The sequence below is a fragment of the Synergistota bacterium genome (assembly GCA_021159885.1).
Taxonomy (GTDB): Bacteria; Synergistota; GBS-1; order GBS-1; family GBS-1; genus AUK310.
In genome coordinates this window covers 13234-25505 of the sequence record JAGHDO010000074.1, presented here as the reverse complement: position 1 = coordinate 25505, position 12272 = coordinate 13234, and the positions used below count along the sequence as shown (strand labels likewise).

At 43.7% G+C, this 12272-nt stretch carries 10 protein-coding genes; 8 read left to right on the top strand and 2 right to left on the bottom strand.

Going from position 1 to position 12272, the window contains the following annotated elements:
* Positions 1–32 precede the first annotated feature (32 nt).
* From ftsH to rlmB, 8 genes are all read left to right on the top strand, one after another.
* On the top strand, positions 33–1925 hold the full coding sequence (ftsH, locus tag J7M13_07620; protein ID MCD6363845.1) for an ATP-dependent zinc metalloprotease FtsH: 1893 nt from the start codon (positions 33–35) through the stop codon (positions 1923–1925).
* A 24-nt stretch (positions 1926–1949) separates the two neighbouring features.
* Positions 1950–2372, top strand: coding sequence for a thioesterase family protein (locus tag J7M13_07615; protein ID MCD6363844.1), 423 nt, complete (start codon positions 1950–1952; stop codon positions 2370–2372).
* Between the two features lie 100 nt (positions 2373–2472).
* Positions 2473–2676 (top strand): hypothetical protein, encoded by a 204-nt coding sequence (locus J7M13_07610; GenBank protein ID MCD6363843.1) that lies wholly within the window; start codon positions 2473–2475, stop codon positions 2674–2676.
* Between the two features lie 8 nt (positions 2677–2684).
* Positions 2685–4754 (top strand): excinuclease ABC subunit UvrB, encoded by a 2070-nt coding sequence (gene uvrB / locus J7M13_07605; GenBank protein MCD6363842.1) that lies wholly within the window; start codon positions 2685–2687, stop codon positions 4752–4754.
* Complete coding sequence (locus tag J7M13_07600; GenBank protein MCD6363841.1) at positions 4726–5181, top strand: YqhA family protein; 456 nt, start codon at positions 4726–4728, stop codon at positions 5179–5181. Before uvrB ends, J7M13_07600 begins: the two co-directional genes overlap by 29 nt.
* An 11-nt stretch (positions 5182–5192) precedes the next feature.
* Positions 5193–8033: an excinuclease ABC subunit UvrA gene (gene uvrA, locus J7M13_07595; GenBank protein MCD6363840.1), complete on the top strand. Its 2841-nt coding sequence runs from the start codon at positions 5193–5195 to the stop codon at positions 8031–8033.
* On the top strand, positions 8015–9055 hold the full coding sequence (locus tag J7M13_07590; GenBank protein MCD6363839.1) for an HD domain-containing protein: 1041 nt from the start codon (positions 8015–8017) through the stop codon (positions 9053–9055). The genes uvrA and J7M13_07590 overlap by 19 nt, the downstream gene beginning before the upstream one ends.
* Complete coding sequence (gene rlmB, locus J7M13_07585) at positions 9034–9756, top strand: 23S rRNA (guanosine(2251)-2'-O)-methyltransferase RlmB (protein ID MCD6363838.1); 723 nt, start codon at positions 9034–9036, stop codon at positions 9754–9756. Before J7M13_07590 ends, rlmB begins: the two co-directional genes overlap by 22 nt.
* Here rlmB and polX read toward each other — a convergent pair.
* Positions 9736–11451 carry a DNA polymerase/3'-5' exonuclease PolX gene (gene polX / locus J7M13_07580; GenBank protein ID MCD6363837.1) on the bottom strand — a complete coding sequence of 572 codons (1716 nt, stop codon included), beginning with the start codon at positions 11449–11451 and terminating at the stop codon, positions 9736–9738. The genes rlmB and polX overlap by 21 nt on opposite strands.
* Positions 11452–11458: 7 nt before the next feature.
* Positions 11459–12253 (bottom strand): Mrp/NBP35 family ATP-binding protein, encoded by a 795-nt coding sequence (locus tag J7M13_07575; GenBank protein ID MCD6363836.1) that lies wholly within the window; start codon positions 12251–12253, stop codon positions 11459–11461.
* Positions 12254–12272 lie beyond the last annotated feature (19 nt).

Genomic DNA, 12272 nt, shown 5'->3' with positions numbered 1-12272 from the left:
ATTCATTTGAGGAGGTGTGTAGAAAATAGATGATGAATAGGCTTTTAAGGAATCTGGGTTTGTATTTAATTTTAATAGTATTGGTTATCTCGATGGTTAACACCTTTTTTTCACCTCAGGAAGGAACCAAAATAGCTAAGAAGTTGAGTTTTAGCGGCTTTCTCAATGCGATTGATAAAGGGGAGATAAAAGAGGTCGTTATAAAGGAAAATATCGTAAAAGGTGTTATGAAGGATGGAACTGTATTTACCGTTAACGTCGTTAATGATCCTTCTCTCCCTCAGATGCTTGCGAAAAAGGGGATTAAGGTAGAGGTAGAGCCCCCCGTTAAGACGCCTTGGTGGGCACAGTTCTTCTCTTCTCTCTTTCCGACTCTTCTCCTTATAGGAGCGTGGATATTTATTCTCTATCACATGCAGGGTGGCGGAGGCAAAGTAATGTCATTTGGCAAGAGCAGGGCCAAGCTTTTTCTTGATAATAGACCGAGGGTTACCTTTAAAGATGTAGCTGGTGCGGATGAGGCAAAGGAGGAGCTATTGGAAGTTATAGACTTTCTTAAAAACCCTAAGAAATATCAGAGAATGGGCGCAAGGATACCCAAGGGAGTTCTTCTTCTGGGTCCCCCGGGAACCGGTAAGACCCTTCTTGCGAGAGCTGTTGCTGGTGAAGCTGATGTTCCATTTTTCTGTATAAGCGGTTCCGACTTTGTGGAAATGTTCGTTGGTGTTGGAGCTGCAAGAGTTAGGGATCTCTTTGAGCAGGCAAGAAGACATGCTCCGTGTATAGTTTTTATCGATGAGATAGATGCTGTTGGTAGGCATCGTGGTGCTGGCTTAGGTGGAGGGCATGATGAGAGGGAACAGACGTTGAACCAGCTTCTTGTGGAAATGGATGGCTTTGATGTGAATCAGGGAATAATACTTATAGCAGCGACGAATAGGCCTGATATACTGGATCCTGCTCTCTTAAGGCCTGGAAGATTTGACAGACATATAGTTGTTGATAAACCAGACCTCAGAGGGAGAGAGGAGATACTTAAAGTTCACGCTCGAGGTAAACCCCTCGCCCCAGATGTAGATCTTAAGGTTATAGCGAGAAGGACACCTGGATTCGTTGGAGCTGACTTGGCAAATCTCGTAAATGAGGCGGCTCTTTTAGCGGCGCGCAGGAATAAGGATAAGATAACTATGCAGGAATTTGAGGAGGCCATAGATAGGGTTCTTGCTGGTCCGGAGCGCAGGTCTCGCTTGATAAGTGAAAAGGAAAAGAAGGTAATAGCCTATCATGAGGCAGGGCATGCTCTCGTTGCTAAGATGCTTCCTGGAGCGGATCCTGTCCACAGAATATCGATAATTCCGAGGGGACATGCAGCTTTGGGCTATACATTGCAATTACCTACAGAGGATAGGTATCTGACTACCAAGACTGAGCTGCTGAATAAGATAGCAGTTCTTTTGGGAGGAAGGGTTGCTGAGAAAGTCGTTTTCGGGGACATAACCACTGGCGCTCAAAACGATTTGGAGAGAGCTACTGCGATAGCGAGAGAAATGATTTGTGAATATGGTATGAGCGAGCGTCTTGGGCCTTTAACGCTTGGCAAAAAACATCGTCAGGTATTCTTAGGAAAAGATATAGTGGAAGATAGAAACTACAGCGAGGAAGTTGCTTATGCTATAGATCAGGAGATAAGACAGCTTATAGATAAGTGCTATTCCATGGCTGAGAAGATAATCATTGAACACCGAGACAAGCTTGAGAGGCTTGCTAAAACGCTTCTTGAGAGGGAAGTGCTTGAGGGAGATGACATAGATCGCATACTTGAGGGTAGGGATCTTGAAGAGAAGAAAGAGGAAGCGAAGCGAGAAGAAAGGGTGGTTGAGAAAGAAATATTGAAACGTCCTACTATTTTTCCCGAGCCCGCTTAAAGGGGGTGAAGTAGGATCATGGCTCTGCCCGAAATAAAACTTGAGGAAGGTCTTAAGGGTGTAGCTCAGATAGTGGTGGATGAGGAACACTTGGCTACCGAGTTTATTCAGCCGACCGTTGAGTCTCTGGGTACACCGGCTCTTATAAATCTTATGAATCTTGCTGCCTTTAACGCAGTTAAAGACCGTCTTCCCGAGGGATTCACTACCGTTTGTACTTATGTAAACGTGAGACACCTTGCTGCTACCCCTGTTGGAATGAGCGTTACTGCGGAAGCCATCCTTGAAAAGGCAGAAGGGTATAAATTGACCTTTAAGGTAAGCGCTTACGACGAGGTTGAAAAGGTGGGAGAAGGCATAGTGGAAAGATATATCGTTGATAGAGAGAGATTTATGAAGAAGGTGAAGGAAAGGAAAAAGGAGCTTTTAGGAGGCGGGCTTTACTGATATCGATACACTGGAGGCTTTTATGCATCGATACTTTGGGGATCCTCAGGAAGGGGATCCCCTTTCCTTTCCTGATGCCGTCTAATGGAGGTGAAAGGAAGTGAAAGAGTGTCCGAACAGAGAGGAAAACTTGAGGAACTGTCCCTGCACGTATGAGCCGTGCTCTAAGAAGGGAATATGCTGTGAGTGCTTGAGGTATCACTTGAGAAATGGGGAGCTACCTGCGTGTTTCTTCCCACCTGAGGTGGAGAAAACCTATGATAGGTCGATATCAAGATTTCTTTCACTTTATGATAAGAGGTGAGTTTGAGCTTGGCTAAGTTCAGGCTTGTGGCTCCATATCCCCCACGAGGGGATCAGCCTCAGGCGATAGAGAAACTCGTAGATGGTATTAAAAAGGGTTATAGATTTCAAACGCTTCTTGGCGTTACGGGTTCTGGTAAGACATTCACAATGGCAAATGTGATAGAGAGGGTCGGTTTACCTACCTTGGTTATAGCTCATAATAAGACTCTCGCCGCTCAGCTTTATAGCGAATTTAGGGAGTTCTTTCCCTATAACGCGGTTAGATATTTCGTCAGTTATTACGATTACTATCAACCGGAAGCCTACGTTCCAGAGACCGATACCTATATAGAAAAAGATGCTTCCATTAACGAGGAGATAGAAAAGCTTAGGCTTTCAACAACTAAAGCTCTTCTCGAGAGAGATGATGTAATCGTAGTTGCAACGGTTTCCTGTATATACGGTATAGGTTCGAGAAAAGAGTATGAGAGAGTTATATTCTGCTTGGAGAAGGGGATGAAGATTACAAGAAGAAGACTAATAGAGAGATTGATAGAGTTATATTATGAAAGAAACGACCTTGTTCTTGAAAGGGGTAAGTTTCGCGTAAGAGGAGATCTTATAGAAATATACCCTGCCTATGAGGAAGTAGGGGTTAGGGTTGAGCTCTTTGGGGATGAAATAGATAGAATAACCGAGTTCCATCTTATAACCGGTAAAACTATATGTGAAAAAGAAAAAGTTTGTATATATCCTGCTAAGCACTTCGTTACATCTGAGGATATAATAAGAAGAGCTATTAAACTCATAGAGATGGAGCTTGAGGAAAGAGTTAACTGGTTTAAAGAAAGGGGAAAGCTTCTTGAAGCTGAGAGGCTCGAGCTCAGGACAAAGTACGATATAGAGCTTTTGAAAGAGGTTGGTTACTGCCCTGGAATAGAAAATTACTCGAGATATCTGAGTGGGAGAGCACCTGGTGAGTCTCCAGGAACGTTGCTTGATTTCTTCCCTGATGATTTTTTGATGTTTATAGATGAGTCTCACATGACGGTTCCCCAAATCCGGGGAATGTATAACGGTGATAGATCCAGGAAGGAGACCCTCGTTGAGTTTGGCTTTAGACTTCCATCCGCCTTGGATAACCGCCCTCTTAAATGGGAGGAGTTTCAGGAGTATATGAAAAGGGTTATTTTCGTCTCAGCAACGCCCGGAGACTATGAGCTTGAGATAAGCTCTCAGGTTGTGGAGCAGCTCGTTCGCCCCACGGGAATAGTCGATCCGGAAGTTGAGATAAGGCCGGCCAAGAATCAGATAGATGATCTTCTCGATGAGATTTCGAGAACCGTTGAGAGAGGGGAAAGAGTGCTTGTTAACACGCTTACTAAGAAGATGGCGGAGGATCTTGCCTCGTATCTTGCAGATCTTGGAGTAAGAGTTAAATACTTGCATTCGGAAATAGATACCATAGAAAGAGCGGAAATACTTAAGGGGTTGAGACTGGGAGAGTTCGATGTGCTCGTGGGCGTCAATCTTTTAAGAGAGGGACTTGATCTTCCTGAGGTAACCTTGGTCGCTATTCTCGATGCGGATAGACAGGGCTTCTTAAGAAGCGAGCGATCGCTCATACAGATGATAGGCAGAGCTGCTCGAAATGTCAGAGGTAAGGTGATTTTATACGCTGATGAAATCACAGATTCTCTTAGAAGGGCGGTTGCAGAAACTGAGAGGAGAAGAAGAGTGCAGATGGAGTTTAATGTTAAACATGGAATAACCCCAAAGACCATCGTTAAAGAGGTAAGGGATTATCTTCCTGAGGTAAGCAGAAGAGAGGTCAAGGAAAAAGGTTATGAAAGGGTAGCTGAGGAGCTTGCTCCTTATGATCTTCCCGCTGAGGAGAGAGAAGCTCTGATTTCCTCACTGGAAAGAGAAATGTGGAAAGCGGTAGAGAGGCTCGACTTTGAGAAAGCGGCGGAGATAAGAGATCTTATTTCCGCCCTGAGGGGAGGAGGGGATATTACTGGCGAAAAAGATAAGAAGGACAATATGGCAGCTTTTTCTAAACATAAGATTGATAACCGTCGTATCCATAGTATTTAGCGCGATAGGCGCTTTTTTCGTCTATATAATAGGAGCAAGATACGTCATCGAGGTCATATCCCTGGCGTGGAACTCCAAAGGGTTACCATCGCCTAAAACGGTCACTATAGATCTTTTGATCGCTATAGATCTGTTTCTTTTCGGTAGTTTACTTTTGATCTTTTCTTTCGGAACTTACGACCTCTTCATATGCAAGGCATCAAGTGAGGTTGAGAGAGATACAACGAGCAGTGGACCGTTCTGGCTGAGGATAAGAACGGTAGAAGATTTAAAAAGCTTACTTTTAGGATATATATTAATAATGCTGAGCGTTACTTTTTTGAAACAGGCGGTTTCTATAGATTATAAAACTCCGACCTCCCTTTTTCTTTTTGCGGGAGGAATATTTTTGATAGCGCTGTCTTATTATTTTACTCACAGGAGGTAGGCTTTTAGGCTTTGTCATACGATAGGATAATCATAAAAGGAGCGAGAGAGCATAATTTGAAAAACATAGATCTTGAGATACCTAAGTATAAGCTTGTCGTCATAACGGGTGTTTCCGGTTCCGGAAAGTCCTCCTTAGCCTTCGATACCATATATGCCGAGGGGCAGCGGAGGTATGTAGAATCTTTGTCAGCGTATGCACGTCAGTTTTTGGGTAGAATGGAAAAACCCGATGTTGATGCAGTGGAGGGGCTTTCTCCTGCGATATCTATAGATCAGAGAGGAGTTCCTAAGAACCCGAGATCTACTGTTGGGACGATTACAGAGATATACGACTATCTTAGACTTCTATTTGCGAGAATAGGCGTACCTCACTGTCCTAAATGTGGTAGAAGAATAGAAAGACAAACTGTCGATCAAATGGTAGATAAAATCCTTTCGCTTCCTGAAGGCTTGAAAGTTCAGATACTATCTCCTGTTGTGAGGGGAAGGAAGGGGGAGTTTAAGAATCTATTTCTTGAACTCAGAAAAGAAGGTTTCCTAAGGGTCAGAGTGGACGGCTTGATTCTGTGGCTTGAGGAGGAAATAAAACTCGATAAGGCTAAGAAACACGATATAGATGTGATTGTAGATCGCTTATTAGTGAAGAGAGAAAATGAAAGTAGAATATACGATTCATTAGAGCAGGCTCTTAGGTTATCTAAAGGGCTTGCTATCGTTTTAACGGAGAAAGGCGAAGAGATATTGCTTTCTGAGAGGTTCGCTTGTCCCTATTGTGATATTAGTCTTCCGGAGATAGAACCTCGTCTTTTCTCGTTTAATAGTCCTTATGGAGCATGTCCAGCCTGTGATGGCTTGGGTGTCAAGATAGAATTTGCTCCAGATCTCGTTGTAGATGAGGAACTTTCTATTAAGGATGGCGCTATAAGACCCTGGAGAGGTAGCAGATTTGAGGAATTTTATATGAGAAAACTGGAGATTTTAGCTCAAAGATATGGCTTCTCGCTGGATATTCCTTTCCGGGATCTATCTGATGAAGCGAAAAAAATTATACTTTATGGTTCAGATGAGGTTCTCCCCTTTAAGTACTATACTCGAAGGGGCGTTTATGAGTATGAAGGGCATTTCGAAGGTATAATCCCCCAGCTTGAGAGGAGATATAGGGAAACGGAGTCTGAGGCAGTCAAGGAGGAGCTTGAAAGATTTATGCGCTTTACTCCATGTCCGGTTTGTAAAGGGGCTCGCTTAAAGGAGGAAGCGCTTGCGATAAAGATAGCAGGGAAGAATATTTATGAGCTTACTCTTATGTCGGTACGGGAGCTTAAGGAATTCTTTGAGAACCTTAAGCTTGACGAAAGAAGCAGGTTTATAGCTAAACTACCTGTTAAGGAGATAGTTTCAAGGCTTGATTTTCTTCTCAATGTTGGTGTCGATTATTTGACCCTTGCAAGACCTGGTTATACCCTCTCTGGAGGAGAGGCTCAAAGGATAAGACTTGCCACGCAAATAGGCTCGGGACTTACGGGTGTTTTATATGTTCTTGATGAACCTACTATAGGTCTTCATCCTCGGGATACCGAAAGACTTCTTGATATGCTGGAAAAGCTCAGGGATATTGGAAATACTCTGGTAGTTGTTGAGCACGACGAGTTAACTATAAGAAGGGCAGACCACATAATAGAGCTCGGTCCCGGTGCTGGGGTTCATGGTGGGAAAGTAGTTGCGCAAGGCACCATTAACGATCTTCTGAAGAATGAGAAATCACTAACGGGTTCATATCTATCGGGCAGAAAGAGGATACCCATTCCCCCTTTCAGAAGGAGACCAGGAAGGAGAAAGCTCGTTATAAAAGGGGCACGGCAGTACAACCTTAAGAACATAGATGTGGTTATACCATTGGGGCTTTTTGTATGTATAACTGGGGTCTCAGGGGCAGGTAAGAGTACACTCGTTTATGAGATACTTTATAAAGCGCTTGCGAGAAAACTTTATCGCTCTCCGGAGCTTCCAGGAGAACATGATGCTATAGAGGGCTTAGAGCACATAGATAAGGTAGTTGTAATAGATCAAAGTCCTATAGGAAGAACACCTCGTTCGAATCCTGCTACTTATACGGGTGCTTTTACGCCTATAAGAGAATTTTTCGCGTCTCTTCCTGAGGCTAAGATAAGAGGATACACTCCGGGAAGGTTTAGCTTTAACGTTCGTGGAGGCAGATGTGAGGCTTGTCAGGGACAGGGAGTCATAAAGATAGAGATGCAGTTTTTGCCCGATGTATATATAACTTGCGATGTTTGTAAGGGTAGGAGATATAATAGGGAGACGCTTGAGATAAAGTACAAAGGTAAAGACATAAGCGACGTTCTTGAGATGACCGTTGATGAGGCTCTTGAATTCTTCTCTAATATTCCATCCATAAAGAGAAAGTTAAAGCTTTTAAGCGATGTTGGGCTCGGATATATAAAGCTTGGTCAGCCAGCTCCTACTCTATCGGGTGGGGAAGCTCAAAGGGTGAAGCTTGCAACGGAGCTTTCCAAAAAGGCTACTGGAAAAACGCTTTATATACTCGATGAGCCAACTACGGGATTGCACTTCGCTGATATAGAAAAGCTCATAAAGGTTCTTCAAAGGCTTGTCGAGGCAGGAAATACGGTACTTGTTATAGAACATAATCTCGAGGTTATAAAGGTTGCGGATTATGTGATAGATCTCGGTCCTGAAGGAGGCGAGAAGGGAGGATATTTGGTCGCAGCTGGGACGCCTGAAGAAGTAGCTCTATGTGAGAGATCTCATACTGGTAAGTTTCTAAGAAGAGTATTAGGGGAGAGAGAGTTATGTATAAAAAGCGCTTGATGGTGTGTGATATCCTAAGTGGTTCTGTTGGAAGTTTTGAAGACCTATTTATGATTCATAGCTTAAGTAGATGGCGAAGAGGAACCTCGGGCGAGCCCATTGTTTCAATGATCCTTAGGGATAAGACCGGTTTTCTGAGGGCTAATCTCATTTGTGATGATGAGACTATGCTTGCCGATATCTGTGCTAAGCTTGAGAGTGCAAGAAGAGATGGCAGGGCGGTCTTAGCATCTGGATTTGTTGAGATGAAAGGGGGAAGGGTTGAAGCGAGGTTGACCAGGGCGGTACCTCTTGATCGTGGTGAGTACGAGAGCTTTCCGGGTGTGTTTTCCCTTCCAGCGGAAAGCATTGAGCTTATGTGGATGAAACTAAAAAAGATAGCTGAGGATAACCTTTCGGAAGAAAGTGATGAATGCGCTTTTGGTAGAATCCTTTTGAATACGTTGGTTTTTCAAAAAGATAGAGCGAAATTATTTAAGGAAGCCCCGGGAGCTATGATTTATCACCATGCTTTTATTGGAGGGCTTCTTCAACACACCCTTAGAGTTGTTGAAACTGCGCTCGAGCTTGCGAAAAAATCCGAGAATATACATGTTTCTATTCCTCTCGTAGTGGTTGGTTCCATTCTTCACGATGTGGGGAAAATTGAGGAGTATGAATTTTCTGAGAGTTATATAAGAAGAACGAGGAGGGGAGAGCTTCATGGGCATGTCATTCTTGGGGCTATGCTCGTTGATAGAATTGGAGTTTATCTGATAAGGAAGGAAAATGGGAGGAATTACTGGAGGGAGCTCCTTGACGATGTTGTTCATATTATTCTCTCTCACCATGGCAGAAGGGAGTGGGGTTCTCCAATTGAGCCAGCCTTACCGGAGGCTTTTATTGTTCACTATGCTGATGATATAAGTGCAAAGCTTGATCATGTCCTTGCCCAGCTTTCATTAGCCACTGGCGAGGATCTCTATTCTCAGATGCTTAAGAGGAGGATATTTGAGTCTAAATGGGGGAAGAAAGAGAGATAGTATATGGTGTTCATGCGGTTGAGGAGCTTGCTATGTCTCAACCTGAGAGGGTAGTTAAGGTTCTTCTGTCCTCAGGGCGGGGGAAGCTCGAGAAATGGCTTAAGGAGAAAGGAATTCCTGTTCAAAAGGTCCCCCCAAGTAAGATAAATGTCCTTTGTGGAAATGCTAAGCACCAGGGAGTGCTGGCTATAGTTTCACCCGTTCGCTACGCCTCATTAGATGAAATTTCTCCTTCTGAGAGTATAGTGGTAGCACTTGATGGGGTAGAAGATCCCCGGAACCTCGGGGCTATTTTGAGAACAGCCGAGGCGGTTGGAGTTAAAAGCGTTATACTTCCTTCTCGAAGATCTGCAGGGATCACTCCAGCTGTAGTTAAAACATCAAGTGGAGCGGTAGCACGACTAAGGGTAGTTAGAGTTAACAGCATGGTTTCCTCTCTTCTACGCCTAAAGGATATCGGTTTTTGGATAATAGGTGCCGATTTAGAAGGGGGTCAAAGATACGATGAGACAGACTACCCTTCTCCAAGCGTTTTGGTGCTTGGTAGAGAGGGAAAGGGACTCCATAGAAGCACGAGAAAGCTCTGCGATATGAGGGTTTATATTCCGATGTATGGTAAGGTTCAGTCACTAAATGTCTCAGTAGCTGCTGGTATAATACTTTACGAGATGGTTAAGCGTTTAAGAGCAAAGCCAGCTTAGAAGCTCCTTGAGACTCCATGTGTTTATAACGTCTTTCCTTTCAGCCCATCCTCTGCGGGCGGTTGCCACGCCGAGATACATGAATTCGAGCTGTCCGAGGGTATGAGCATCTGTGTTTATCGCGAGTTTTACTCCCGCCTCTTTTGCCATCCTAACGTTTATATCATTTAAATCCAGTCTCTGAGGGTAAGCGTTTATCTCAAGAGCGACGTTTTCCTCGCGAGCTTTCCTTATTATCTGAATCATGTCTACCTGATAAGATTCCCTTTCCCCTATGATTCTACCAGTGGGATGCCCTATTATGTCAACATGAGGGTTTGAAATTGCCTTACAGATTCTATGGGTCATTTCCCGCTGAGACATATTAAATGCAGAGTGTACAGACGCTATTACGATATCCAGCTTGGCTAAGACTTCATCTTCTATATCCAAACTACCGTCCTGCAGAATGTCTACTTCTATTCCGCTTAGTATTCTTATCTGCGGATATTTCCCTTGTAAGACTTTTATCTCCTCTATCTGCTCAAGTATTCTCCTTTCGTCAAGCCCTCGTGCTATGCCAAGAGATTTAGAGTGATCCGTTATCGCGATATATTCATACCCTTTCTCAATTGCTCTTTTTACGAGTTCTTCTATTGTGTGGGCTCCATCGCTCCACTTCGAGTGCATGTGTAGGTCCCCTCTTATGTCCTTGAGCTCTATTAGGGTGGGAAGCTTTTCTTCAAGGGCTGCTTCTATTTCCCCTCTGTCTTCTCTTAGCTCTGGTGGTATCCAAGGCAAGCCCAATGCTTCATAAACCTCTTCTTCTGTATACCCTGCTATTCTTCTATCATTTTCAGCATTGAATACCCCATATTCACTGACCTTTAGCTTTCTCTTAAGGGCTAATTGTCTTAAGTGTATGTTATGGTTTTTAGAACCCGTGAAGTACTGAAGGGCGGCACCGAAACTCTCCTCTGGCACAACCCTGAGATCTATCTGGAAAGCATCCTTAGTTAATATGCTTGATTTAGTTGGTCCCATACCAAGAACTTCCATAACGAATGGAAGAGAAACGAATCTTTCCATAATCTCCATCGGTTCGCTTGAGACAACGAGTATATCTAAATCCTTGACGGTGTCCTTCATTCTTCTAAGCGAACCTGCTGGACTTATCTTTTTAACCGACGGGCATTTCTTAAGCTCGTTGACTATTTCCTGCGCTATAGGTAATATCTTTCCGAGAGGTCTTCTCTCTCTGCTTTTTCTCCATAGCAGAATCCCCTTAAGAATTTTTTCCTCAGTTTTAGCCCCCACACCGGGTAGTCCCGCGAGCATGCCTTTCTTAGCAGCTTCCTCAAGCTCTTTTATGCTTTTTATGCCGAGTCTTTCATAGAAGAGTTTTGCTTTTTTGGGACCTACGCCGGGAATGGAAAGAAGCTCAAGGAGGGTTGCTGGAACCTCCTCCTTGAGCTTCTCATAATCTGATATTTTTCCGCTTTCGATATACTCAATTATTTTTGAGGCCAGATCTTTTCCTATTCCCGGTATTTTTGTCAGCTTTCCCTCTCTCGCAAGATCTTCGATTTTTTCGCTGATAGCTTCAAGGTTCTGAGCGGCTTTTCTGTATGCCCTTATTTTGAATGGATTATCTCCCTTTATTTCAAGTATATCAGCTATTTCATTAAATATTCTTGCTATTTCCACGTTCCTCAGGATTCTATCACTCCTTAAGGATTCTCTCTATTACCTTGGAAAAGGCTTTTGATATTTCACTTTCAGGTGCTGTTCTCAGGAAGCTCCTTCCCGAATCGCTCCATTCTACGACTCTCGGATCGAAGGGAACTCTTCCAAGAAAGGGCACGTTCCATTCTCTCGCTGCCTTTTCTCCGCCTCCCTTACCAAAGATGTTTATCTCATTTCCACAATGAGGGCACTTAAAACCGCTCATGTTTTCCACCACTCCTAAAATAGGCATGTTGAGCTCCCGCGCGAAGTTGACAGCTTTCTCCACATCAAGGAGAGCTACCTCTTGAGGAGTTGTAACGATTATGGCACCGTCAAGTTTGCCAAGAAGCTGGGCTAAGCTCAGCGGTTCATCTCCGGTTCCCGGTGGTAAGTCTATTATGAGATAATCAAGTTCACCCCAATCTACATCACTTAAGAATTGGCCTATTGCTTTCATTTTAAGGGGACCTCTCCATATAACCGGCATACCCTTATCCTTTAACAGAAAGGCCATTGAAACAACCTTGAGATTCTCACCGAAGGAAACAGGTTTTATCTTATCTCCCTCAACGCTCAGAAGAGCTCCCTCCAAGCCGAGTAGCTTAGGAATATTAGGTCCATGGATGTCGAGATCGAGTATTCCTACTTTTTTCCCTTCCAGAGCTAATCCTACTGCAAGGTTTGCTGAAACCGTGCTTTTTCCAACACCTCCTTTTCCGCTCATTACCGCGAACTTTTTCCTCACGTTCTTTAGATTTTCTGATATCTTTTTTTGTAGCTCGTTTATCATTCTCTATTTCGCCTCCCGT

Excerpts from the sequence above, each read along its gene's own strand:
- J7M13_07575 (MCD6363836.1), bottom strand. The coding sequence starts at position 12,253 with ATGATAAACGAGCTACAAAAAAAGATATCAGAAAATCTAAAGAACGTG.
- rlmB (MCD6363838.1), top strand. The coding sequence starts at position 9,034 with ATGGGGGAAGAAAGAGAGATAGTATATGGTGTTCATGCGGTTGAGGAG.
- J7M13_07590 (MCD6363839.1), top strand. The coding sequence starts at position 8,015 with ATGTATAAAAAGCGCTTGATGGTGTGTGATATCCTAAGTGGTTCTGTT.
- ftsH (MCD6363845.1), top strand. The coding sequence starts at position 33 with ATGAATAGGCTTTTAAGGAATCTGGGTTTGTATTTAATTTTAATAGTA.